The 20,180-nt window shown below is 74.5% G+C and carries 26 protein-coding genes; 9 read left to right on the forward strand and 17 right to left on the reverse strand.

Annotated elements, in window-relative coordinates:
• Window positions 1–17: 17 nt before the first annotated feature.
• On the forward strand, window positions 18–392 hold the full coding sequence (locus ASG63_RS02935) for a helix-turn-helix domain-containing protein (RefSeq protein WP_056211922.1): 375 nt from the start codon (window positions 18–20) through the stop codon (window positions 390–392).
• Here ASG63_RS02935 and ASG63_RS02940 read toward each other — a convergent pair.
• Genes ASG63_RS02940 through ASG63_RS02950 form a run of 3 tightly spaced genes read right to left on the reverse strand, consistent with a single transcriptional unit; the run spans window position 389 to window position 2,640 of the window.
• Window positions 389–826 carry an NlpC/P60 family protein gene (locus tag ASG63_RS02940; RefSeq protein WP_156394050.1) on the reverse strand — a complete coding sequence of 146 codons (438 nt, stop codon included), beginning with the start codon at window positions 824–826 and terminating at the stop codon, window positions 389–391. The genes ASG63_RS02935 and ASG63_RS02940 overlap by 4 nt on opposite strands.
• 22 nt (window positions 827–848) lie before the next feature.
• Window positions 849–1,742, reverse strand: coding sequence for a DUF2163 domain-containing protein (locus ASG63_RS02945; protein WP_056211926.1), 894 nt, complete (start codon window positions 1,740–1,742; stop codon window positions 849–851).
• A 22-nt stretch (window positions 1,743–1,764) separates the two neighbouring features.
• A complete protein-coding gene (locus ASG63_RS02950; protein WP_056211928.1) occupies window positions 1,765–2,640 on the reverse strand; it encodes a LysR family transcriptional regulator in 876 nt (291 codons plus the stop codon).
• Between the two features lie 149 nt (window positions 2,641–2,789).
• Between ASG63_RS02950 and ASG63_RS02955 the strand changes: the two genes are divergently transcribed.
• Both ASG63_RS02955 and ASG63_RS02960 read left to right on the forward strand, forming a co-directional pair.
• Complete coding sequence (locus ASG63_RS02955; RefSeq protein ID WP_056211931.1) at window positions 2,790–3,404, forward strand: glutathione S-transferase family protein; 615 nt, start codon at window positions 2,790–2,792, stop codon at window positions 3,402–3,404.
• 29 nt (window positions 3,405–3,433) lie between these two features.
• Window positions 3,434–4,384 carry a pyridoxamine 5'-phosphate oxidase family protein gene (locus ASG63_RS02960; RefSeq protein WP_056211933.1) on the forward strand — a complete coding sequence of 317 codons (951 nt, stop codon included), beginning with the start codon at window positions 3,434–3,436 and terminating at the stop codon, window positions 4,382–4,384.
• Here ASG63_RS02960 and ASG63_RS02965 read toward each other — a convergent pair.
• Genes ASG63_RS02965 through ASG63_RS03000 form a run of 8 tightly spaced genes read right to left on the reverse strand, consistent with a single transcriptional unit; the run spans window position 4,365 to window position 8,006 of the window.
• The gene (locus tag ASG63_RS02965) at window positions 4,365–5,018 is read right to left on the reverse strand and encodes a DUF2460 domain-containing protein (protein ID WP_056211935.1); all 654 of its coding nucleotides are present in this window, start codon (window positions 5,016–5,018) and stop codon (window positions 4,365–4,367) included. The genes ASG63_RS02960 and ASG63_RS02965 overlap by 20 nt on opposite strands.
• Before the next feature lie 19 nt (window positions 5,019–5,037).
• Window positions 5,038–5,613, reverse strand: coding sequence for a phage tail tape measure protein (locus ASG63_RS02970; protein ID WP_056211937.1), 576 nt, complete (start codon window positions 5,611–5,613; stop codon window positions 5,038–5,040).
• A gap of 16 nt (window positions 5,614–5,629) precedes the next feature.
• Complete coding sequence (locus ASG63_RS02975; RefSeq protein ID WP_056211939.1) at window positions 5,630–5,848, reverse strand: phage tail assembly chaperone; 219 nt, start codon at window positions 5,846–5,848, stop codon at window positions 5,630–5,632.
• Complete coding sequence (locus ASG63_RS02980) at window positions 5,845–6,168, reverse strand: gene transfer agent family protein (protein WP_056211941.1); 324 nt, start codon at window positions 6,166–6,168, stop codon at window positions 5,845–5,847. Before ASG63_RS02980 ends, ASG63_RS02975 begins: the two co-directional genes overlap by 4 nt.
• Window positions 6,168–6,575: a phage major tail protein, TP901-1 family gene (locus tag ASG63_RS02985; protein ID WP_056211943.1), complete on the reverse strand. Its 408-nt coding sequence runs from the start codon at window positions 6,573–6,575 to the stop codon at window positions 6,168–6,170. Before ASG63_RS02985 ends, ASG63_RS02980 begins: the two co-directional genes overlap by 1 nt.
• Before the next feature lie 23 nt (window positions 6,576–6,598).
• Window positions 6,599–7,045, reverse strand: coding sequence for a DUF3168 domain-containing protein (locus tag ASG63_RS02990; RefSeq protein WP_056211945.1), 447 nt, complete (start codon window positions 7,043–7,045; stop codon window positions 6,599–6,601).
• Window positions 7,042–7,410 (reverse strand): head-tail adaptor protein, encoded by a 369-nt coding sequence (locus ASG63_RS02995; RefSeq protein ID WP_056211947.1) that lies wholly within the window; start codon window positions 7,408–7,410, stop codon window positions 7,042–7,044. Before ASG63_RS02995 ends, ASG63_RS02990 begins: the two co-directional genes overlap by 4 nt.
• Before the next feature lie 26 nt (window positions 7,411–7,436).
• On the reverse strand, window positions 7,437–8,006 hold the full coding sequence (locus tag ASG63_RS03000; protein ID WP_056211949.1) for a head-tail connector protein: 570 nt from the start codon (window positions 8,004–8,006) through the stop codon (window positions 7,437–7,439).
• Window positions 8,007–8,046: 40 nt separating this feature from the next.
• Here ASG63_RS03000 and ASG63_RS03005 point away from each other — a divergent pair, with 40 nt between their 5' ends.
• Both ASG63_RS03005 and ASG63_RS03010 read left to right on the forward strand, forming a co-directional pair.
• A complete protein-coding gene (locus tag ASG63_RS03005) occupies window positions 8,047–8,835 on the forward strand; it encodes a S1 family peptidase (RefSeq protein WP_056211951.1) in 789 nt (262 codons plus the stop codon).
• A gap of 114 nt (window positions 8,836–8,949) precedes the next feature.
• Complete coding sequence (locus tag ASG63_RS03010; protein ID WP_082501477.1) at window positions 8,950–9,861, forward strand: S1 family peptidase; 912 nt, start codon at window positions 8,950–8,952, stop codon at window positions 9,859–9,861.
• A gap of 536 nt (window positions 9,862–10,397) precedes the next feature.
• Here ASG63_RS03010 and ASG63_RS03015 read toward each other — a convergent pair.
• Window positions 10,398–11,606 (reverse strand): phage major capsid protein, encoded by a 1,209-nt coding sequence (locus ASG63_RS03015; protein ID WP_244476514.1) that lies wholly within the window; start codon window positions 11,604–11,606, stop codon window positions 10,398–10,400.
• Window positions 11,607–11,761: 155 nt separating this feature from the next.
• Window positions 11,762–12,328 (reverse strand): HK97 family phage prohead protease, encoded by a 567-nt coding sequence (locus ASG63_RS03020; protein ID WP_056211953.1) that lies wholly within the window; start codon window positions 12,326–12,328, stop codon window positions 11,762–11,764.
• A gap of 187 nt (window positions 12,329–12,515) precedes the next feature.
• On the opposite strand from ASG63_RS03020, the gene ASG63_RS03025 reads away from it, so the two are divergent.
• Together ASG63_RS03025 and ASG63_RS03030 are read left to right on the forward strand one after the other, a co-directional pair.
• The gene (locus ASG63_RS03025) at window positions 12,516–12,815 is read left to right on the forward strand and encodes a hypothetical protein (RefSeq protein ID WP_056211955.1); all 300 of its coding nucleotides are present in this window, start codon (window positions 12,516–12,518) and stop codon (window positions 12,813–12,815) included.
• On the forward strand, window positions 12,812–13,258 hold the full coding sequence (locus ASG63_RS03030) for a type II toxin-antitoxin system VapC family toxin (RefSeq protein WP_056211957.1): 447 nt from the start codon (window positions 12,812–12,814) through the stop codon (window positions 13,256–13,258). Before ASG63_RS03025 ends, ASG63_RS03030 begins: the two co-directional genes overlap by 4 nt.
• 54 nt (window positions 13,259–13,312) lie before the next feature.
• On the opposite strand, the gene ASG63_RS03035 is transcribed toward ASG63_RS03030, so the two are convergent.
• Genes ASG63_RS03035 through ASG63_RS03045 form a run of 3 tightly spaced genes read right to left on the reverse strand, consistent with a single transcriptional unit; the run spans window position 13,313 to window position 16,462 of the window.
• Window positions 13,313–14,479 carry a phage portal protein gene (locus ASG63_RS03035; protein WP_056211958.1) on the reverse strand — a complete coding sequence of 389 codons (1,167 nt, stop codon included), beginning with the start codon at window positions 14,477–14,479 and terminating at the stop codon, window positions 13,313–13,315.
• Window positions 14,480–14,514: 35 nt separating this feature from the next.
• The gene (locus ASG63_RS03040; protein ID WP_056211960.1) at window positions 14,515–15,795 is read right to left on the reverse strand and encodes a DNA-packaging protein; all 1,281 of its coding nucleotides are present in this window, start codon (window positions 15,793–15,795) and stop codon (window positions 14,515–14,517) included.
• Window positions 15,740–16,462, reverse strand: a complete 723-nt coding sequence (locus ASG63_RS03045) for a hypothetical protein (RefSeq protein WP_056211963.1) — start codon at window positions 16,460–16,462, stop codon at window positions 15,740–15,742. The genes ASG63_RS03040 and ASG63_RS03045 overlap by 56 nt, the downstream gene beginning before the upstream one ends.
• A gap of 967 nt (window positions 16,463–17,429) precedes the next feature.
• Between ASG63_RS03045 and ASG63_RS03050 the strand changes: the two genes are divergently transcribed.
• Both ASG63_RS03050 and ASG63_RS03055 read left to right on the forward strand, forming a co-directional pair.
• Window positions 17,430–18,818, forward strand: a complete 1,389-nt coding sequence (locus ASG63_RS03050; RefSeq protein WP_200957520.1) for a GGDEF domain-containing protein — start codon at window positions 17,430–17,432, stop codon at window positions 18,816–18,818.
• A 122-nt stretch (window positions 18,819–18,940) separates the two neighbouring features.
• Window positions 18,941–19,357 carry a cupin domain-containing protein gene (locus tag ASG63_RS03055; protein WP_056211967.1) on the forward strand — a complete coding sequence of 139 codons (417 nt, stop codon included), beginning with the start codon at window positions 18,941–18,943 and terminating at the stop codon, window positions 19,355–19,357.
• Between the two features lie 28 nt (window positions 19,358–19,385).
• Here the strand turns inward: ASG63_RS03055 and ASG63_RS03060 are convergent, their stop codons facing one another.
• Window positions 19,386–19,943, reverse strand: coding sequence for an SH3 domain-containing protein (locus ASG63_RS03060; RefSeq protein ID WP_056211969.1), 558 nt, complete (start codon window positions 19,941–19,943; stop codon window positions 19,386–19,388).
• Window positions 19,944–20,180: the final 237 nt, after the last annotated feature.

Genomic DNA, 20,180 nt, shown 5'->3' on the forward strand with positions numbered 1-20,180 from the left:
GGAACGGACCTTCGCCCATGAACGCCCAGACCATCGTCACCCCGGCCGGCGAGCGCCTCGTCGTCCTGTCGGAAGCCGATTTTCGCGCCCTGAGCGAGGCGGCCGAGGACAATGCCGACCGCCTCGCGATCCAGGAATTCCGCCGTCGGCTCGCCGCCGGCGAGGAGGAGTTGCTGCCCTCCGGGATGGTGGACCGCATCCTTGGCGGGGAGAACCGCATCCGCGTCTGGCGCGAGCACCGCGGCCTCACCGCCCGCGCCCTGGCGGAGGCCGCCGGGATCGCCCAGCCGTTCCTGTCGCAGATCGAGACCGGCAAGCGCGAGGGCACCGTGGACACCCTGCGCCGGATCGCCGAGGTCCTGTCCGTCACGATCGACGACCTCGTCGGTTAGCCGCCCTCCACGCCCGGGAAGCGGAAGACCTGGGCGAGGTGGCGGCGCCACCAGGCCGTCAGGGCGACCTCCGTGACGGCGGCGCCGTCATGGGCGTGGATCATCGTGCCGGCGCCGGTGGCGAGGGCGCAGTGCCGGGCCGGCAGGTGGGCGCGGAAGCGGAACAGCAGGACGTCGCCGGCCGATGGCGGACCGTCGACGGGCAGGAGGTGGCGCGCGGCCGCGTCCGCCAGGGGATCGCAGCCGGGCGGCGCGGATTCGGCCCAGGACGCGGCGTAGGGCGGGGCCGCCTCGGGCTCCGGGCCGAGGGCCTCGCGCCAGACCCCGCGCAGCAGCCCGAGGCAGTCGCACCCGACGCCCTTCAGGGAGGCCTGGTGGCGATAGGGCGTGCCGATCCAGGCCCGCGCCAGGGTGACGATCCTCTCGGATGTCATCGTCTCGGATGTCATGGCGGCCTCACCGGAACAGGCTGCCGCCGTCGAGGCCCGGGCCGGCGCCGGGGGCGGGGCGCAGCACGAAATCGTTGCCCGGCAGGTGCGGGAAGCCCTGGAAGTTCGGCACGTTGGCGAACTTGTCGCGGCAGGTGGCGAGGCGCTTGTCGCAGCCCGCCGTCAGGCGGAAGCGGTCGCCCGGCGCCACCGGGCGGGGCGGGGCCTGCCAGAGGTCGAGGCGGATCGTCCCCGTCGCGCCGGCCTGGTCGCGGATCTCGGCCTCCTGTCCGGCCTGGCCGTCGCCGATCCAGGCGAGGCGTCCCCCGGCGAACCACCCTGGCGCGAAATCTCCCGCCAGTGCGACGGCGAGGCGGCCGGGTTCCGGCGCCGCCAGCACCGTGCCGGTGGTGGCGAAGCGGGCCTCGGTCAGGTCCACGCGGCAGCGGGCATCGCCGAGATCGGCCCCGCAGGTGGCGCGGTAGGTCCGGCCGCGCTCGGCGTCGAGCTGGTCCATCAGCCCGCGCAACTCGGCCACGAAGGCGGTGCCGGCCCGGCGCACCTCGCCGACCGTGCCGATTTCGAGGAGAAGGCGCGTCTCGGGGCGGCGCCAATCCACCAGCCAGGTTTCCACCGAGGCGGCGTCGTAGAGGCCGCCGGCGATGTCGGCGTCGGTGAGCCCGACCGCCGAGAGCGCCCCGGCGACCTCGCCGCCGCCGATGGCGAAGCCGAGCTCGGCGCTGGCTTCGGCCGCCTCCAGCCCGGAGCGGGCGGCGTAGGTCAGGCCGCCGAAGCTGAGGTCGCGGTCGTGGTCGGTGAAGCCGAGGCGGACGCCGTCGCGCCGGGTCAGGGCCCAGCAATGGCACAGCGTGGTCGCCCCGCCGGCGAGATGCGCGGCGAGGTCGGGGGGCAGGTCGCGCATGGTCTGGAAGCCCCGAAGAATGTCAGGAACGGGTCGGGTTGACCCGCGGGTCGGCCCGGAGCCGCGCCACCGCGAGATCGATGAAGGCCCGCACCTTGGCGGGTGCGCGCCGCCCCTCGGGGCTCACGACGTGGACCGGCATCGCCGCCGCCTCCGGATCGTCGAGGACGAGGCGCAGGCGCCCCTCCGCCACGGCCGGGGCGACCTGGTAGGACAGGAGCTGCGCGAGGCCCTGGCCGGCCAGGGCCGCCGCCAGGACGGCGTCGATGGTGTTGCAGGTCAGCCGGGGCCGCAGGGCGACGGTCCCGGGGCCGGTGCTGGCCGAGCCGATCACGGCGTGGTCGCGCAGGTCCCGCACCGTCCCGGGCGTCCCGTGCCGGTCGAGGTAGGCCGGTGCGGCGCAGAGCACCCGGCGGACGGTGCCGACCCGGATCGCCGCGAGGCCGGAATCGGCAAGCGCGCCGATCCGGACGCCCACGTCGGCGCCCTCCTCGACCATGTTGACGATCCGGTCGAGGAACAGGGCCTGCGCCGAGACGGCGGCGTGATGGGCCAGGTATTCGGTGATCACCGGCAGCACGTAGAGGCGGCCGAACTGCACCGGCGCCGTCACCGTCAGGGTGCCGGAGGGCGTGGCGTAGGAGCCCGCCGTGGCGGCCTCCGCCTCCGCGATCTCCGCCAGGATGCGCCGGCAATCCTCCAGGTAGCGCCCGCCCGCCTCGGTGAGCTTCACCGAGCGGGTGGTCCGGGTCAGGAGCCGCGCCCCGATCCGCGCCTCGAGGGCCGCCACCGCCCGGGTCACGGCCGGCGGGCTGAGGTGGAGCTGGCGCGCCGCTTCGGCGAAGCCCCCGCCCTCCGCCACCCGGACGAAGACCCGCATCGCCTGCCACCGATCCATGCCGTCCTCCGCCGACTCGCGATTGTTCCATTTTGCGGAACAGTGGCTTGCGCGGAAAGCGCATTCTCCCCGTCCGGCCCCTGGTCTTGAATGCGGATGTCGCCGGTGCCCCGGCCCTGGTTCTGTCCCCGTCCCCGAGGAGGCCTCCCATGAAGCTGTTCCACGTCGCGCTGTCCGGCCACGCCCACCGGGCCCGCCTGTTCCTGTCCCTGGTCGGCCAGCCCTGCGAGATCGTCGCGGTCGATCTCGCGAAGGGCGAGCACCGGACGCCGGACTTCCTGAGGCTAAATCCCTTCGGCCAGGTGCCGGTGCTCGTGGACGGCGAGACGGTCGTCCCCGATTCCAACGCCATCCTGGTCTACCTGGCCAAGCGCCTCGGCCGCACCGACTGGCTGCCGGAGGACGCGGCCGGCGCGGCGCGGGTCCAGCGCTGGCTCTCGGTGGCGGCCGGGCCCATCGCCTTCGGGCCGGCGGCTGCCCGCCTGATCACGGTCTTCGGCGCCGCCTTCGACGCGGCCGAGGTCATCGCCCGGGCCCACGCCATCCTCGGCCGCATCGAGGCCGAACTCGCCGAGCGGCCCTGGCTCGCCGCCGACCACCCGACCCTCGCGGACGTGGCGCTCTACAGCTACGTCGCCGCCGCGCCGGAGGGGAACGTCGACCTCGCCCCCTACGGCGCCGTCCGCGCCTGGCTCGCCCGCATCGAGGCGCTGCCGGGCTTCGTGCCCTTCCCGCAGACGCCGGCAGGCCTGCGCGCCGCCTGAGTCCCATCCCTCCCGTCAGGAGAACGCCCATGTCTCCCACCGACTGCCCCTCCCGCTCCCTCCCGGAAACCCGGCCCACCCCGCCCTGGCACGCGGGCGAGACCGCCCTCCAGGCCCGGGTCGGCGTCGCCGAGCGGATGGCCGAACTGGGTCCCCGGGTAATCCGCGACCACCTGATCGCGCAGCACCGCGCCTTCTACCGCCAACTCCCCTTCGTGGTGCTCGGGACGGTCGATCCGGACGGCGAGGCCTGGGCGACGGTGCGGACCGGGGCGCCGGGCTTCCTCGACGCGCCCGATCCCGGGCACCTGCGGGTCCGGGCGGCCCCCGAGCCCGACGATCCCGCCGAGGCGGGGCTCTCGGACGGCGCCGCCCTCGGCCTCCTCGGGATCGACCTCGGCACGCGGCGGCGCAACCGCCTGAACGGCACGGTGGTGCGCGACCGCCCGGACGGCTTCGCGGTCCGCGTGGCGCAGAGCTTCGGCAACTGCCCGCAATACATCCGCGTCCGGACCGATCCGGCGCCGGTCCCGGCCTCGCTGGCCGCGCCCCGGGTGTCGCACCACCTCGACGGGCAGGCCCGCGCCCTCATCGGGAGCGCGGAGACGATGTTCGTGGCGAGCTACGCCGTCGGCGCCGATGGCCGCCGGCAGGTCGACGTCTCGCATCGGGGCGGTCCCGCCGGCTTCGTCCGAATCGGCGCGGACGGGGTCCTGACGGTGCCGGATTATGCCGGCAACCGGTTCTTCAACACCCTGGGCAACCTGCTCGCCAACCCGCGCGCCGGGCTTCTGTTCATCGACTTCGCGACCGGCGACCTCGTGCAGATGACCGGGCATTCCGAGGTCGTCCTCGACGCTCCCGACCTCGCGGACCACCCCGGCGCCGAACGGCTCTGGCGCGTCACACCCCGCACCGTGATCCGCCGCCCGGGCGCTTGGCCGCTGCGGTTCGCGCCCCCTACGGCACGATCTCGATGAGCGGCACCCGCGGGATCTCCCCCGCGGCGAAGGCCGAGAGGTCGATGGTGAGGTCGTCGGTGTCGAAGCGGACCGGGACGTCGAAGGCGAAGCCCGCCGTCACCCGCGCGCCCGCCGCCGGCACGGCGTCGGCCGCGAAGGTGAGGCGGCCGGTGGCGGCCTCGCAGGCGACCTTGGCCGTCGGCACCGCGACGCCGTCCACCGCCACCCGCACGCTCTCGGCCACCGGCTTGGCAATGGTCCGCCGATAGGGCGCGGGCCCGGTGCCGTAGGTCTTGGCGAGCTGGAACACCCGGGTGGCCCCGTCCCCGAGGCCGAGGAGCTGGTCGGTGGCCGCGATCGGGCGCGAGGGCGGGCCGGACGTCGCATCGACCCGGTCGCGGTAGCGGAAGCCGTAGAGCCGGCCCCGCCGCTCCTCGAAGAAGCTCAGCACCGCGTGCAGGGCGTCGAGGGTGCGGATGCCGAAGCCGGCATCGTAGCGCCGGCGGGAATCGGCCCAGCGGCTGTTGCGGTGCTCGCGGCCCGAGGCCAGGGTGACGATCTCGGTCAGCCGGCTCGGGCCGCCGCTGCCGCGCAGGGCCACGTCGAGGGGAAAGCGGACCTCGTGGAAGTCGCTCGGCGGGTCCTCGGCCATCTGGATTCCTCCTTTCGCCTCACAAGCCGCGCCGGCCCCGGGCCACCGCCCGGGCGAGGCCGGCGGCCACCTGCGCCACCGAGCGGCGGAAGCTCTCGAGGTCCGGGGTGGCGATGTGGATGGTCACGGGGGCGGAGGCCTGGCCGCCCGTCGCGACGCCGAGCCGCCCGTCGCTGCCGCGCTTCAGGGGCAGGATCGCCTCCGGCCCGGCCTCGCCCATCAGGCCGAGGCCGTCGCGCATGGGGAAGTAGGTCGGGGCGGCCACGACGCCGCCGGCCGCGAAGGGGCGGACGCGGCCCCGCTGCAGAACCCCGCCGTCGGCGAAGGCCGCTTCGGCACTGCCCGCGCCCGACCCGATCAGCCCGTTCACCAGCCGGGTGATCCCGGCCTTGACCGGGCTCAGGGCCGCCTTGACCGTCACGCTGGAGAGCTTCGTCGCCAGCGTGCCGAGGACGCTGTCGAGCTGGCGCCCGGCCCCGACATTGAGGCTCAGCGCCTGGGACAGGCTCCGGCCGAAGCGCTGGGCGAGCCGGTCGAGGGTCTCCAGCTGCCGGGCGCGGGCCGCGGTGCTGCGGTCGGGGTCGGTCTCGGCCATGGCGGGGTTCCTCGCATCAGGTCGGGTCGGGGAAGCGGGCGATCAGGTCCCGCAGGGCCGCCCCGTCGAGGGCGGTGCGGGCCCCGGTCAGGCCGGCGGCGGCCATCAGTTCGCGCGGCGTGGCGCGCCAGAAGTCGCGCGGGCGCCAGCGCAGGCGGGAGAGGCCCAGCGCCAGCGCCTCGTCCCACGGGAAGGCGGAGGGCGGCTCCGGCGCGGTCCCGCCCGTGGGGCTCAAGGGGTTTCGGGGGCCTCGCCGAAGGCCGCGGCGAGCACGGCGCCGATCGCCGTTCCAATCGCCTCCAGGTCGCCCGCCAGCGGCAGGGCCGCGACGGCGGCCGCGTCGAGGTCGTGGCCGCCGCCGCGCAGCGCCGCGCCGAGGAGCGCGATGAGGTCCCGGCTCCTGAGCCGCCCCTCGCCGAAGCGGGCGGCGAGGTCGGTGAGGTCGGCGGCCCCGAGGGCATCCTCGAGTTCGGCCAGGGCCCCGAGGGTGAGGCAGAGGGTATAGCGCTCGGGGCCCAGGGCCAGGGTCACCTCGCCGCGCCGGCGGTTGGCCATCAGGCGGCCGTGAAAGCGAGGGGGCCGGCCGAGTCGAGGGCCAGGTCGAAGGTCACCTCCCCGGCGTGATCCCCGCGGTATTCCAGGCTGGTGATCTGGAAGACGCCCTCCAGGGTGCCGAAGGCCGGCACCACGATCTGGTAGGTCTCCAGGCTGCCGTCGAAGAACACCTGCCGCAGGCGGCCATCGGAGGCCTCGTCGCGGAACACCCCGGAGCCCGACAGGGCGGCCCGGCGCACCCCGGCCCCGGCCAGGAGTTCGCGCCAGCGCCCGGCGGAATCGGCGTTCGTCACGTCCACCGTCTCGGCGTTGAAGGCGATCTGGCGGGCCCGCAGGCCCGCCACCGCGAGAAAGCCGCTGCCGGAGGCGATGCGGATGAGCAGGTCCTTGCCGCGTTGGGCTGCCATGGGGGGCTCCGTGGATCGAGGGGTCAGGCGGAGAGGCGCTCGGTGATCGCCCGCAGGGTCAGGGTGGCGCGGGCCTCGCCGCTGGCGGGGTCGCGCCGCACGGCGATGGCCTCCAGGTCGAGGCGCACGAGGGCGTGGCCCGCGAGGGCGAGGGGCGCGTCGTGCAGGAGGTCGGCGATGCGCTCGGCGGCATCCACCGCGCTGCGGAGCGAGCCCGGCCGGGCGAAGACCGTCAGGCCGAGGGCGTGCCGGTGGCGCCGGGCGCCGTCGACGGAATCGTCGCGGATCTCGGCGTCCCCGAACAGGGCGTAGACCGGCGCGACGCCCCCGGGCGGCTCGTCGGCCAGGCGCAGGGACCCGCCCATCAGCCGCGCCAGGGGCGCGTCGGTGGCGAGCCAGGCGAGGATGGCGGCGCGCAGCGCCAGGAGCGGGCTGGTGGGCGAGCCGGTGGGAGCGGGGGCGAGGCTCATGCGGCGGCCCCGGCACCGAGTTCCTCGACGTTGAGTTCCTCGACCTGGCAGACGAGGTCGCGCCGGCGCCCGTCCGGATCGCCCGCGCTGCGCACGGCGAAGCGGCGCGGGCCGCTGGCGAGGCGCATCGCCGGCGTGATCGTGGGGCCGAAGCGGAACCGGACCCGGTGGGTGGCGACCGCCTCGGCGCGGCCGAAGCGGAGCCGCTCGACCGGGCGCAGGGGCTCGATCGCCCCCCAGAGCAGCGGGCCGGCCTCGAACCGGCGCACCACGCCGCCGAAGCCGTCCGGCGTCTCCACGGGACGTTCGAGCACGAAGCGGCGGCGGCGCGCGCCGATGGGCACGGGGGGGAAGGGGTGGGGCATGGCGGCGATCTCCGGGACGGGGCGCGCTACAGGCGCAGCCGCCGCAGCGGCGCGACCAGGGCGGCAGGGGCGGGCGGCGGGACGTCGTCGCCGGCCCCGTCGCCGCGATGCTCGAAGGCGTGGGCCACGAGGAGCCGGATCGCCTGGGCCAGGGCCGGCGGCAGCGGCGGCCCGGCGCCGCCGTAGCCCGCGTCGACCTCGATCAGGGCGGCGCGCCGGTCGAGGGCCGGCACCGCCGGGTCGATGACGAGGCCGGGCGCCTCGATCCCGTCCGCGCCGGGCCGGACGAGCCCGGCGGCGAGGTCGGTGACGGTGCCGCCGGGATCGACGAGGCCCGTCCGCGCCACGGCCACGAGGGGGCTGAGCGGCAGGGGCAGCCAGCCGTCGCCGGGCCAGGCCGTGAGCATCACGCGGTAGCGCCCCGGCGCCAGGATGCGCCGGGTGGCCACCTCCACCTGCGCCCGGGCCGCCGCGATCAGGCGCTCCACCAGGGGATCCTCGGCCCCGCCATCGTCCGGGTCCAGGCGCAGGACGCCGCGCATCTCCGCCAGCGTCACCGGCTCGACGCGGGCATCGTCGACGCGTATCGGGGTCATCGTCGTCTCCGTGTGGGGGCCGTCCAGGAAAGGGATCGCGATGGCGCGCAACGCTGGCCGGACCCGCCGCGCGGCGCGGCGCGGGGCCCCGGCCCTGCTGGGGCTTCCGGTGCTGCTGGCCGTGCTGGGACTGCCGGCCTCCGGGCCGGCCGGCGCCGTGGTGGGCGGCCGCCCCGCCCCCGAGGCGGCGGGCTCGGCCGTGATGGTGCTGTCCTCGAACGGCGGCGTCTGCACCGGCATCGTCGTGGCGGCGGACGCGGTGCTCACCGCCGGCCACTGCGTGGCGGCCCGGGCCGAGCACCGGGTGCATTACAAGGACGCGGCCGGCGCGCCGGTGCTGGCCGAGATCACGGCCCGCGCGCTCCATCCGGGCTACGATGCGGGTGCGGTGGCGGGGCGCCGCCGCTCGGTCGACCTCGCCCTGGTGCGCCTGGCCGCCCCCTTGCCGGGCCGCTTCGTGCCGGCCGCCCTCAGCGCCGCGCTGCCGCGGGCGGGCGAGCGCCTGACCCTGTCCGGCTACGGCGTCGCCGCCGCCGGGGATGCCCGCAGCACCGGGACCTACCGCAGCGTCGAGCTCGGCGTGATCGAGCCCCACGGACCGAGCCGCCTCCTGGTCTGGCTCGGGGCCGGTCCCGGCGGCGCCAGCGCCTGCCAGGGCGATTCCGGCGGGCCGATCGGCGCGGGACCCGCCGTCCTCGCGGTCTCCGCCTGGGCCGCCGGCAAGGCCTGCGGCGGCGTCTCCCAGGGCGTCCTCCTCGGGCCGCAGCGCGACTGGATCGACCGGACCCTGTCGGGCTGGGGCAGCGCCGCGCGCTGGTCCGGCGTCTGAACGGGTCTGCGGATGACGAAAGGTCCGCGGAACCAGAGCTTGGCCGAGCCATTGCCTTCCGATAGGCTCCACGCCGTTCTCGTCCAGAACATCGCCGGACGCGGGAGAGACACGATGTTGCCGACCGCGCTGCGCAAGGCTGCCCCCAGCAAGGCTGTGCGCCACACGACCCGTCCCACCCGCCTCCGGATCGGAGCGACGGTGCTGGCGGCGGCCCTCGGCGCGCTGGCGCCCCTGCCGGCCTCCGCGGTGATCAACGGCGAGGTCTCGCGCGATCCCAACGGCCTGCGCGCCTCGGTGGTGCGGATCGAGAGCACCCAGGGCGAGATCTGCTCGGGCACGCTCATCGCCCGCGACCTCGTGCTCACCGCCGCCCACTGCGTCATGCATCAGGCCGGCTACAGCGTGGTGGCGGTCGACCGGGCGTTCCGCTCGCGCCGCATCAACGCCATCGCCTTCGCCATGCATCCCGACTTCGTGCCCGGCACCACGCCGGAGGACCAGCCGGGCATCGACCTCGCGGTCATCAAGCTCGCCGAGCCCCTGAGCGGCGATTTCCAGCCCCTCGATCCCCGCGGCGGCGCCATCAACACCGGCGACGCCGTCGACATCGCGGGCTTCGGCGTGGTCGCGGAGAACCGGCGCAACACCGCCCGGACCCTGCGCCAGGCCCACCTCGTCTCCATCGGCTCGCTGCAGGTCGCCAACCGGGTCACGGTGGTCACCGACCGCCGCCGCATGGCCGAGACGGCGGGGGCCGGTGCCTGCCTGGGCGATTCCGGCGGCCCGATCCTGCGCGGCGGCCCCGGCGGCTACCAGATCGTCGGCGTGGTGAGCTGGTCCAGCGGCGCCATGCGCCAGGACCGGAAGGCCCGCACCGCCTGCGGCGGCTTCACCGCCGTGACGCCCACCGGCGAGCATGCCGGCTGGATCAACGCCCGCGCGGCCGACTTCGCCCGCATGCCCTCCGGCGCCGCCATCGGCGCGACCCGGTCGGACTGGATGGCCAAGCCGGGCCGGCGGTAGGCCGAGGCGCTGGGCGACAACGGCTGCCGACCTACGGGGCCGGGCCGGGCTTGGCGGGGGGCATGCCCGTGCTGCGGATCGCGTCCGCGGTCCGATCCGAGGTGAGGGGGGCTCGCCGGAGCGACAGTCGAACCTGCGGCGATCCACCCCGCCTCCACCGGGTTGTGCAGGCCCTCGTTTGAGAGGGGCACCACGTCGACCGCCGCGCCGTGCTCTCGCTGATGGCGCATCGTCTTCGGACCCTGACCCTGGGAGGCGCCCGACAGGGTCCGCACGCGCAGCCCGTCATCGCCTCGAAGGCCGGCAGCGCCGCCTGGTAGGCCAGGGCGAAGCCGCCCGAGATCATGACGGTCAGGGCGTCCGCGCCATCGGGACGGTCTGCCATCGGATCACTGCCATTCGCGGGAGAGCCGCACGGATGGGGTTCCTGAAGCCTGCCGGTCCCGCCGTCACGCTGGGTCTCGGGCCCGAGCCAGAGATTGATCCCGCTCTTCGGAGCGGACACCCCCGGGCCCGGGGGCCCGGGGGTGTCGGGCTCACGCCCCGAAGGACAGGAGCTTGATGGCGTCGAAGTCCTGGACGCCGCCGCCGACGCGCTTGGTGGTGTAGAACAGCACGTAGGGCTTGGCCGAGTAGGGGTCGCGCAGCACCCGCAGGCCGGCGCGATCCACCACGAGGTAGCCGCGGCGGAAATCGCCGAAGGCGAGGGAGAGGCTGTTGGCGCCCGCGTTGGGCATCGCCTCCGCCTCGGCTACGGGGAAGCCCAGGAGGGTGGCCGCGCGGTCGGCGGCCAGGGGGGGCTGCCACAGGTAGTTGCCGTCGGCGTCCTTGAACTTGCGGATCGTGCTCTGCAGGCGCCGGTTCATCACGAAGGTGGCGTTCTGCCGGTAGCCCGCCCGCAGGGCGTAGACGAGATCGAACAGCACGTCGGACGGGTTCGCGGCCGCGAAGCCGCCCGACACGCCCGTCGCGACGGTTCCGATCTTGCCCGGTACCCAGGCGGTGTTCGCCACGAGCTCGTAGGTCAGGAAGCCGCGCGGGCGGCTGACCCCGTTGCCGGTGACGAAGGCGGTGCCCTCCTGCTCGGCGAAGGCCGATTCGACCTCGTCGGCGAGCCAGGCATCGATGTCCACGACGGCGTCGTCGAGGAGCGTCTGCGTCGCCGCCGGCATGGCGTAGAGCTCCATGGCCGGGAAGGTCAGCTCGGACAGGACCGGCGAGTCGGTCTGCGGTCGCGGCGCCGTCTCGGCGACCCAGCCCGAGACCGCGTCGCGCACCGAGACCGCGCGCTTGTACTGCCCGCCGGAGATGACCCGGACCGTGGCCAGCGACCGGATCGGCGACAGGGCGGCGAGGCGCGTCAGCACCATGCGCTCGACCTCGGCCGGCACGAGGTAGCCGCCATCCGGGCCGGACCCCGCCGAGAGGGCCTTCGCCTCGAGCCGCTTGAGGCCGCCGCTCTCGCCGGACCGGACGTAGAGGTCGAAGGCCGCCTTGTGCTCGAGGCTGGCCCCGTCGCGCGGCGCCGGCCCGCCCTGGCCCAGGGGTGCGCCACTTCCCAAGGGCGGGCGGCGGCCGTCGAGGGTGAGGCGGTCGAGGCGGGTGCGCGCCGTATCGAGGGCGGCGTCGATGCGGGCGAGCTTCTCCTCGGTGAGCACGTCGCCCGGAGCGCGGCCCTCGATGGCGGCCAGGCGCGCGTCGTTGGTCTCCTTGAACGCCTCGAAGGCGCGGGCGAGCTCGGCCATGGCGGTGCCCACCGCCGGGTCGGACGGGGCCGGATCGTTTGAGACCGAAGTGTTCAGGACATGGCCCGCGGCCTTGTCCTCCAGGGGCGGCCAGGCGCCCTTCATCTCGGGGGCGCGCGGGGCGGCGGCGTGGGTCTCGGACGGGACGGGGACGGTCATGCGAACCTCGCGGAGCGGGCGGGCAGGATGGCGGCGGGCCGGGGCCCGGGCCGGGTGGAGGGGGAAGCCGCGCGCCGGGGCGGCGCCATGCGGTGGGCGAGAGCCCGGATGTCCTGCGCCAGGGCGGCGGCCCGAGCCGGGGCGAGGCCCGCCTGGGCCGGGGCGGCGATCCGCGCGCCCGCCTGGAGCGGAAAGGTGACCAGGGAGATCTCCCAGAGGTCGATCGCCTCGAGCCGGCGCAGGCCGCCGCGCTGGGGCTGCGCCCGCACCGTGCGGAACCCGATGGAGAGCCCGTCGAGGCCGCCCGCGCCGAGCAGCGCGTCGAGCTCGCGGGCGCGCTGAACCGCGAGGTTGAGCTGGCCCGCCACCCGCAGACCGCGGGCATCCTCGCGCAGGGCGAGCCAGCGCCCCACCGGCTCGGCCGGATCGTGCTGCCAGAGCATCCGCACCCCCGCGACGCCCCGCGCCGCGAGGCTCTGCCCGAAGGCGCCCGGCGCCACCACGTCGCGCCCGAGATCGGGCACGCCGAACAGGCTGGCATAGCCGGTGAAATGGCCGTCCATGGGAAACTCCGCCGCGTGGTTTGAACGGGAGACGGCCGGCTCCGGCCTATCCTTCGAGCCGCCGCGAGCAGGACCCTGCGAGGGGACGGGGGGCGGTGGTGAGTACCGGTGCGACGGACCGGGGTGGTTCGCGTTGACCGCCTCGTTCCGCTGTGTACACATGGTGTGTGCACAATGGAGGCGGGTCATGGCCCAGGACGACGAGGCTTCACCAGAGCCGCCGCGAAAGGTCGGCGTGCGCGAGTTTCGCGGCAACTTCGCCGGCTTCATGCGGCAGGTGCGCCACGGCGCATCCTTCGCGGTGACCGCCCACAACGAGGTGATCGCGATCGTGCAGCCGCCCCCACCGTCCCGTCTGCGCCGGCCCGGCACCCTGCGCGGGCAGATCGAGATGGCACCGGATTTCGATGTCCTGCCTCCTGAGCTGCTGGCCGCCATGGAGGGCGAAGATTTGGAGGGCGCGAATTCGGAGAGCGGGGGGGAATGAGGCTTCTTCTCGATACGCACGCCCTGCTCTGGTGGCTGCTCGCGGACCCGAGACTCGGCCAGGCCGCCCGGGACATGATCGCGGACCCCGCCAACGACGTGCTTGTCTCGGTCGCGTCCCTCTGGGAGATCCAGGTGAAGGTGCGGGTCGGAAAGCTGAAGGCCGACCTCGACAGGATCCTCGACGCGGTGCGGGACCAGGGCTTCGACATCATCGGGATCGCCCCGGCGCATCTGCTCGCCCTCGGTGACCTTCCGCGCCACCACGGGGATCCGTGGGATCACCTGCTCATCGCCCAGGCAAACGCCGAGGGCGCCGTCTTCGTCTCCGAGGATCGGCACGTTCCGGCTTATCCCGTGGCGTTCGTCCGCTGTTCCGGGTCGGCGCAGGTGCGGCCGGCCGGCCAGTCCGAGACGAACCCTCCGGCTTTGGACAAGACCTGAGACACGGGATCTGCGGCTTGGGCCGGCGGGCTTGGGCCGGCGGACCGTCCGACCTCAGCGCGGCCCGTAGCCCACCGCCTCGCGCTTCTCCGCCTCGGTGAGGAAGTCGGCGGCCTGGACCCGGCGCCACAGGCTCTCGCGCTCGGGGGCCAGGGCCTCGATGGCGTCGAGGTCGGGCTCCAGGCGGGCGGGGCCGAAGGCCGGCTCCAGCCAGTGGGCCAGCGCCTCGGCGGTGCGGCGCACCAGGGGGATCACGGTCTGGCGGTAGAAGGCGCGGTTGGCCTCGGCGTAGTTGGCGTGGGTGTTGTCGCCGGGCAGGCCCAGCAGCAGGGGCGGCACCCCGAAGGCGAGGGCGATCTCGCGGGCGGCCCCGCTCTTGGCCTCGACGAAATCCATGTCCTTGGGCGAGAGCGCCAGGGGCTTCCAGTCGAGCCCGCCCTCCAGCAGCAGGGGCCGCCCGGCATTGCCGGCGCCCTGGTAGTTCGCCTCGAGCTCGCCCTTGAGCCGGGTGAACTGCGCGTCGCTCAAGGTGGAGCCGGCGGCGGTGGCGAAGACCAGGGCGCCGGAGGGCCGGGCGGCGTTGTCGAGGAGCGCCTTGTTCCAGGCCCCCGCCGCGTTGTGGATGTCGAGGGCCACCGCCGCCGCCTCCATCGGGGAGAGGCCGTAATGGTCGTCGGTGGGGTGGAACAGGGTGAGGTGGAGGATCGGGGCCACGCCGTCCGCGCCCTGGTCGAAGCGCAGGGTGCGGCCGCCCACCGCGTAGTCGTAGGCCGCCGGCCAGCCGTCGGGGCCGGGCACCACCCGCATCCGGTCGGGCCGCAGGGCGTGGAGCTCGCGGGGCACGCCGTCGAGGCCCGTGGCCTGGAGGTAGGCGTTGCCGGAGACCATCAAGTGCCCGTAGAGCGATTCGAGCAGGGCCGCGCCGCCCTGGCGCGGGTTCGGCCGGGCCAGCAGCGCCGCCAGAGGGTGCGGCCCTGCGGCGGACGTCCCCGCCAGCCCGAGGGGCAGGGCGGCGGCGGCCTCGGCCACCAGCCGCACGGCCCGGTGCACGATGGCGTTCCTCTGGAAGCCCGCGCGGGCCAGCGCCCCGATGTCCCGCGGCGTCCAGGAGGCCGGGCCCTCGCCGTAGAAGGCGACGCCGAGGCCCGCGAGGGGCGCCGCCTTGCTGTCGGGGGCCGCGGGCGCGGCACGGCGTACGAGCCGGGAGAGGAGGTTCGCCATCGGGGCCTCGCGGAAGCGTCGGTGTGGACGGGGCGTCAGAGCCGCCGGATGCGCGGCTCGGGGCCGCTGCGCAGGAGGAGATGCGTCAGGGCCCAGACCAGGGCGTCGAGGCGGTCCGGCGAGGCGCCGGAGGACAGGCCGTCCGGCCCGAAGTCGCAGAGCTCGTCCTCCAGCGCCGGCAGGGCGCCGACATGGTGGACGCGGCCCTGTGCGTAGAGCATCGAGACCGGCTCGGCCCGCAGGTACTTGCCGCGCGTCGCCCGCACGGGGGTCACCGGCACGGCGGCGTCGACCTGGTGCAGGACGGCGGTGGCCATCTCGCCCCCCTGGTTGACCTCGACCACGAGGCTGTCGGCCGCGAGACGGTGGTAGAGCGCCAGCGCCGTCGCGGCCCAGGCCTCGGGGGCGGCCCGGCCCAAGGTGGCGTCGGCCAGCACGTAGGCGTGGCCGGCGGCGTCGAGGCCGGCGGCGACGATCCCGCAGGCATCCGCCCCGGCCTTCGAGGAGGCCGGCGGGTCCACCGCCACGACGATGCGGCGCAGGGCCTCCGGCGCCGCCGGGACGCGGGCCGCCTCCAGGCGGTCGCGGCTCCAGAGGGCGTCGGCCCGGTCCGCGATCAGCTCGCCGTCGAGCTCCTGGCGCCCCAGCCGGGTGCCGGCGTAGCGGCCCACCACCGCCTCGAGGAAGGCCGGGGCGAGGTTCGCCGCGTTGTCGGCGGTGCGCGCCCGGCTGACCACGGTGCGCGGGTCGGCGAGGATCCGCCGCAGCAGCGGGATCGGCCGGGGCGTGGTGGTGACGAGGCCCCGCGGGCGGTGCCCCAGGCGCAGGCCGAACTGGATCATGTCCCAGGCGGCTTCGGCGTAGCGCCACTTGGCGATCTCGTCCGACCAGGCCGCGCCGAACTGGGGCCCGCGCAGGGAATCCGGCTCCTCGGCCGAGAAGGCGAGGCCGACCGCGCCGTTGTCCCAGTCGAGGCGCCGGCGGGAGGGCGACCAGCGCGGCCGTTGCCCGGCCAGGCCGAGGAGGCCGGAGGGCCCCTCCACCATGACGTCGCGCACGTCCGCGAAGGTCTCGCCCACGAGGGCGATCCGCCCCACCGGCCGGGCGGTGAAGGCCGGGTCGCCCAGGGCCAGGGCGCGGACCCACTCGGCCCCCGTGCGGGTCTTGCCCGCCCCGCGCCCGCCGATCACCGCCCAGGTGGTCCAGTCCGGCAGGGCCGGGCAGGGCGGAAGCTGGTCGTCCCGCGCCGCCAGCAGCCAGTCAGTCGCCAGGGCCCGGATCAGGGGCGGCGGCAGGCTCGCCAGCAGGGCCGGCATCCGCCCGCTCGCCGCCGAGTGCCGCAGCGCGCCGCGCGATCTCCGCGCGCAGGGCGGGCAGGTCGTCGCCCGCCCCGTCGCGGGCGGTCGCGTCGTGGTCGCCGGAGCCTGCCCCATCGCTTCCCCCCGCCCCGTCGTCGGTCGTCTCGTCGAGAAGGCGCTTCAGGCCGCCGAGATCCCGCAGGACCCGGGCGCTGTCGAAGGCCGGAGCGCCCGCCGCCCCGTTCAGGGCCGCGTCGAAATGCAGGATCTGCCGGGCGATCTGCGCCCGGAGCGCCGCCCGCATCCGGCGGGGATCGGCGTCCAGCCCCAGGGCACGCCCGACCTCGCCGGGCCGGCGCCCCTCCAGGCCGCACTGGGCGAACAGGGCCTCGGCCCGGTGCCGGGCGACGCCCAGGGCCTGGGCGAGGTCGCCGATATCGATCCAGTCCTCGCGGTAGAGCCGGGCCACCGCCGCCCGCCGCGCCGGCTTCCAGCGCGCGGGGGTGAAGGCCGTGGAGGCCGTCGCCGCCGCGGGGCGCCAGCCGAAGCGCTTGTTCCAGGTCCGGATGGTGGTGACCCGCACCCCGGTCTCGGCCGCGATGGCGGTGACGGGGCGCGTGGTGTCCCGCATGGCCGCCTCGACGGCCCCCCGGATCGAGGCGACGATCGGCACGAGCTTCGCCATCGCCGTCTCCCGTGCCACTCACACTTCCTGAGCGTGCCCTGTTGATACCCCAGGAGCGTTGCGCTGTCAAATATAAAATCCTATTCATGGACTTTATTCATCGTCGCGCGATGGTGGGATTCTGCCGGTCGCGAAGAGGGCAGACGCCCGATTACGACCCGATCCCGGGTCGATGGAACCGCCCGGCGCTCCCCGGTCCCGGGCATCGCGCGGCAGGACGGCCCGCGCTCCATTCCGGCCTCGGCCGGCAACGACCGGATGTTCCCTCAGGATCAGGCGTTGAAGCGGCCGGATTGGTTCGATCCTGAGCTTCATCGCCGCCTGGACATCGAGACGCGCGGACGTCACCGCGGCGTCCGGCGAGCGATCCGTGCCGGCAAACGGACATGATCGAAAGGAGGGCATTGGTGGGACGCCGACGTTTCGAGAGCCCCCGAAAAGACCTGAATGGCATCATCCAAGACGAAATCACAATTTCGTCATCAGTCCTTTGTTAAGACGAATCATCCTGCTCGCCCAACAAGATGATCGGAAGTCTTCCGAGTGGACAGCGATGCGCGACGACGCATCGGAGGGAACAGGACATCATGCGCGCCCGCCTGCGTCGTGCCCGGACGAGCCCATCTCCCGGAGAGGGGGCGTGCATGAAGCACCGGCGCAGGCCGACCCTGCACCGGGCGGTGGACGCGCCGATCCGGATTCGCGCACGCGATCGGGGCGGCTTGCGCAGGGTCTAAAAGGCCGGGTGATCGGCCGTGGCGGCCCGCAGAGCCGCGACCGCCGGCCTCGCCGGCAAACCGCGACGCTCCGGGATGATCCGGGTTGATACGCAGATCCACGATGCAACTACAGTCATGGATTCAGCCTTTAGTCGAGTTTTATCGGATTTAACTGATAATTAATCTGACAAGCCTTAGATTTAGGCATGATCATCAGAGACTTAGTCAGACTGATTGGGCATCCGATCGTGGGGATCTGGTTCCTCGCGGCGATCTCGTACTTCGCAGCCGCCGCTTTGACGATCCATCTGACGAGCAACGGACGCGACATCGCCACCATCTGGCCGGCCAACGCAATCCTCGTGGCCCTCCTGCTCGCGCAGGAGCGGCCGCGCTGGGGCGCGGTGCTGAGCGCGGGCTTCGTGGCCGGCGTCGCCGCCAACCTGATCACCCGGGGGGCCTCTGCAGGAGCGATCCTCTACGGCCTCGCCAATCTCATCGAGATCGGCTTGGCCGTCTCCCTCCTGCGGCGATCGGGCGAGCGGGAGGACATCCTGCACACGACGGGCGCCGTCCTGCGCTTCATCCTGGTGGCGGGCCTGGTGGCGCCCGCGGTGAGCGCCGTTCCCGGCAGCCTGACGGCCTTCGCCCTGTACGGCGAACCCTTGCCCAAGGCTTTCGCCACCTGGGTCGCCAGCGACGGCCTCGGCCTCCTGGTCTTCACACCCTTCCTCTCCACGGTCGTCCGGGGCGACTTCGTGGACGGCTTCGCCCGGAAGACCTGGCGCGAACGAGGCCTTTCGGCCGCGCTGCTGGTCCTGGTGGGCCTCGTCGCCTACGGCGTCTTCTTCCTGGCGACGCGGCCCCTGCTCTTCGCGATCTTTCCTCCGCTGATGCTCGTCACGTTCCGGGTCGGACGCCTCGGCGTGGAGGCTGCCGTGATGCTGGTCGCGGTCATCGGGGGGATCGCCACGATGCAGGGGCGCGGGCCGATGATCCTGATCGCCGCCGACGCGGCGACGCAGGCCCAGGCTTTCCAGGCCTTCCTGGCCGTGACGCTCGTGACCTGCCTGCCGGTCGCCGCCGAGGTGACCGCCCGGGCCCGCCTCACCGCGGCCCTGGCCGCGCACGGCCAGGAGATGACCGCCTCGGCGATCACCGACGCCCTGACCGGGACCCTCAATCGCCGGGGCTTCGAGGCCGAGGCCCGGCGCTGGCTGCGCGCGGAGGCGCCGGGTTCCCTGAGCCTGATCGCCGTGGATTTCGATCATTTCAAGCAGATCAACGACCGCTGGGGCCACCAGGCCGGCGACCAGGCGCTCCGGCACTTCGCCGCCCTGGTGTCGTCGCATGTCCGCGCCGGGGACCGGGTCGGCCGGCTCGGCGGCGACGAGTTCATGATCCTCCTGCCCCACAGCGATCTCGACCTCGCCAGGGGCGTCGGCGAGCGCGTCCGGGCGGCCGTGGAGAACGCACCGCTGGCCCTGGGCGGCCAGCCGGTGGCGTCCCTCAGCCTCAGCATGGGAATCGCCGCCGCCCGGTCGGGCGAGAGCTACGAGGACCTGGCGCGGCGGGCCGATCGCGCCCTTTACGAGGCCAAGGAGGCCGGCCGCAACACGATCCGGTGGGCGGGCTGAGCCGCGCCGCGCGCGGTTTCCGGGCCCGAGGGGGCCGCCCGGGACCGGCTCCCCGGCGGCAGCGTTTCCCGCTACTCTGCCGGGGCTGCGAGACAACCGGCAAAATCAAGGATACGCATGCGATGAGTACGGACAGCCTGACGGCGCACGGCGTCTTCGACGTGGCGGAGCAGGCCGCGCGCCTGCCCGAGACCTCCGACACCATGGTGGCGGATCACCGCTTCACCGACGATCCGGCAGCCAGCGCCCGGGTGTTCCGGGTCTACCATCCGACGCCGCCGCACAGCCACGCCTCCTGCGACGAGTACCTCTACGTGCTGTCCGGGCGCTGCCTGATGACATTCGGCGACGAGGCGCCGGTGGAGGTCGGCCCCGGCAAGCTGGTGTTCTTCAAGCGCGGGGTGGTGCACGCGGTCCCCGAGATCCTCGAGCAGCCGATGGTGTTCCTCTCCGTCGACACGCCCCGGCGCGAGCCGCGCGACATCCGCTTCGTCACCGATGGCACGGGGACGCCCGACACCTTCATGCGCCAATCGTGAGGGGCGCCCGTCGCCGAAGGGGGGCGGCCTACTCGACCTTCTCGTTGGGATAGACGCCCCAGAGCCGGTCCTGGCGGATGTAGCCGTCCACGTCGCCGCGCCGCTGGGGCAGCGCCACGATGATCCGGCACCAGGCGCCGGTGCAGGTCTTGACGCTGCCGATGACGCCGGCCTGGAGGCGGGCTTCCTCGCCGGAGGCCTCCTCGGCCTTGGCGTAGAGCGGCACCGGGGCCTTGTCGCCCCCCTTGCCGGCGGTGACGATGGAGGTGCGCCGGCCCGAGAGCAGCGAGTGTAGCACCCAGCCCTCGGTGCCCTCCGAATCGCGGATGCGGCGCCAGGTCTCGAACTCGGCCACGATCTCGACGGGCAGGCCGGCCCGCTGGAACACCCAGAGGGTGCGGTGGTCCTTCGAGGGGCCCTCGCGCAGGTTGACCCGGTCGGTCTTCAGGCTGGCGTAGCGCGGCAGGGGCAGCTTCGTCACCGGCCCGAGGGCGACGTCGGGGCCGGCCCCCGACGCCGGGGCGGCCGCGGCGGCGCCGGCCGACAGCAGGGTCGCGAGGGTGAGGAGCAGGGCAGGCGCGCGCATCGTCCGGTGATCCTTCACGCTGTCCGGTGCGAGCCGAAGGGTGGCGGCCGGCCCCGGCGTGCATTGTGTTCCGCGGCCTCTCTGGTAGAGAGGCCCTAGGGTCGAGGGGACCCTGGGGTCGTGGCCTTCCGGCCGTCGGCCCGGTCGTCTCGAATGTCTTGACCGGTGCGTGGTTAACGCGCGGTAAGCCGGCGGTGTCGCCCCCGCATCGGAGATCGCGCCGGAGACCGGCCGGGT

Source organism: Methylobacterium sp. Leaf94, assembly GCF_001426045.1.
Taxonomy (GTDB): Bacteria; Pseudomonadota; Alphaproteobacteria; order Rhizobiales; family Beijerinckiaceae; genus Methylobacterium.

What these genes read in the sequence shown, in the direction of transcription:
- ASG63_RS02935 (WP_056211922.1), top strand. Translation starts at nt 18, where the DNA reads ATGAACGCCCAGACCATCGTCACCCCGGCCGGCGAGCGCCTCGTCGTC.
- ASG63_RS02940 (WP_156394050.1), bottom strand. Translation starts at nt 826, where the DNA reads ATGACATCCGAGAGGATCGTCACCCTGGCGCGGGCCTGGATCGGCACG.
- ASG63_RS02945 (WP_056211926.1), bottom strand. Translation starts at nt 1,742, where the DNA reads ATGCGCGACCTGCCCCCCGACCTCGCCGCGCATCTCGCCGGCGGGGCG.
- ASG63_RS02950 (WP_056211928.1), bottom strand. Translation starts at nt 2,640, where the DNA reads ATGGATCGGTGGCAGGCGATGCGGGTCTTCGTCCGGGTGGCGGAGGGC.
- ASG63_RS02955 (WP_056211931.1), top strand. Translation starts at nt 2,790, where the DNA reads ATGAAGCTGTTCCACGTCGCGCTGTCCGGCCACGCCCACCGGGCCCGC.
- ASG63_RS02960 (WP_056211933.1), top strand. Translation starts at nt 3,434, where the DNA reads ATGTCTCCCACCGACTGCCCCTCCCGCTCCCTCCCGGAAACCCGGCCC.
- ASG63_RS02965 (WP_056211935.1), bottom strand. Translation starts at nt 5,018, where the DNA reads ATGGCCGAGGACCCGCCGAGCGACTTCCACGAGGTCCGCTTTCCCCTC.
- ASG63_RS02970 (WP_056211937.1), bottom strand. Translation starts at nt 5,613, where the DNA reads ATGGCCGAGACCGACCCCGACCGCAGCACCGCGGCCCGCGCCCGGCAG.
- ASG63_RS02980 (WP_056211941.1), bottom strand. Translation starts at nt 6,168, where the DNA reads ATGGCCAACCGCCGGCGCGGCGAGGTGACCCTGGCCCTGGGCCCCGAG.
- ASG63_RS02985 (WP_056211943.1), bottom strand. Translation starts at nt 6,575, where the DNA reads ATGGCAGCCCAACGCGGCAAGGACCTGCTCATCCGCATCGCCTCCGGC.
- ASG63_RS02990 (WP_056211945.1), bottom strand. Translation starts at nt 7,045, where the DNA reads ATGAGCCTCGCCCCCGCTCCCACCGGCTCGCCCACCAGCCCGCTCCTG.
- ASG63_RS02995 (WP_056211947.1), bottom strand. Translation starts at nt 7,410, where the DNA reads ATGCCCCACCCCTTCCCCCCCGTGCCCATCGGCGCGCGCCGCCGCCGC.
- ASG63_RS03000 (WP_056211949.1), bottom strand. Translation starts at nt 8,006, where the DNA reads ATGACCCCGATACGCGTCGACGATGCCCGCGTCGAGCCGGTGACGCTG.
- ASG63_RS03005 (WP_056211951.1), top strand. Translation starts at nt 8,047, where the DNA reads ATGGCGCGCAACGCTGGCCGGACCCGCCGCGCGGCGCGGCGCGGGGCC.
- ASG63_RS03010 (WP_082501477.1), top strand. Translation starts at nt 8,950, where the DNA reads ATGTTGCCGACCGCGCTGCGCAAGGCTGCCCCCAGCAAGGCTGTGCGC.
- ASG63_RS03015 (WP_244476514.1), bottom strand. Translation starts at nt 11,606, where the DNA reads ATGGCCGAGCTCGCCCGCGCCTTCGAGGCGTTCAAGGAGACCAACGAC.
- ASG63_RS03020 (WP_056211953.1), bottom strand. Translation starts at nt 12,328, where the DNA reads ATGGACGGCCATTTCACCGGCTATGCCAGCCTGTTCGGCGTGCCCGAT.
- ASG63_RS03025 (WP_056211955.1), top strand. Translation starts at nt 12,516, where the DNA reads ATGGCCCAGGACGACGAGGCTTCACCAGAGCCGCCGCGAAAGGTCGGC.
- ASG63_RS03030 (WP_056211957.1), top strand. Translation starts at nt 12,812, where the DNA reads ATGAGGCTTCTTCTCGATACGCACGCCCTGCTCTGGTGGCTGCTCGCG.
- ASG63_RS03035 (WP_056211958.1), bottom strand. Translation starts at nt 14,479, where the DNA reads ATGGCGAACCTCCTCTCCCGGCTCGTACGCCGTGCCGCGCCCGCGGCC.
- ASG63_RS03040 (WP_056211960.1), bottom strand. Translation starts at nt 15,795, where the DNA reads ATGCCGGCCCTGCTGGCGAGCCTGCCGCCGCCCCTGATCCGGGCCCTG.
- ASG63_RS03045 (WP_056211963.1), bottom strand. Translation starts at nt 16,462, where the DNA reads ATGGCGAAGCTCGTGCCGATCGTCGCCTCGATCCGGGGGGCCGTCGAG.
- ASG63_RS03055 (WP_056211967.1), top strand. Translation starts at nt 18,941, where the DNA reads ATGAGTACGGACAGCCTGACGGCGCACGGCGTCTTCGACGTGGCGGAG.
- ASG63_RS03060 (WP_056211969.1), bottom strand. Translation starts at nt 19,943, where the DNA reads ATGCGCGCGCCTGCCCTGCTCCTCACCCTCGCGACCCTGCTGTCGGCC.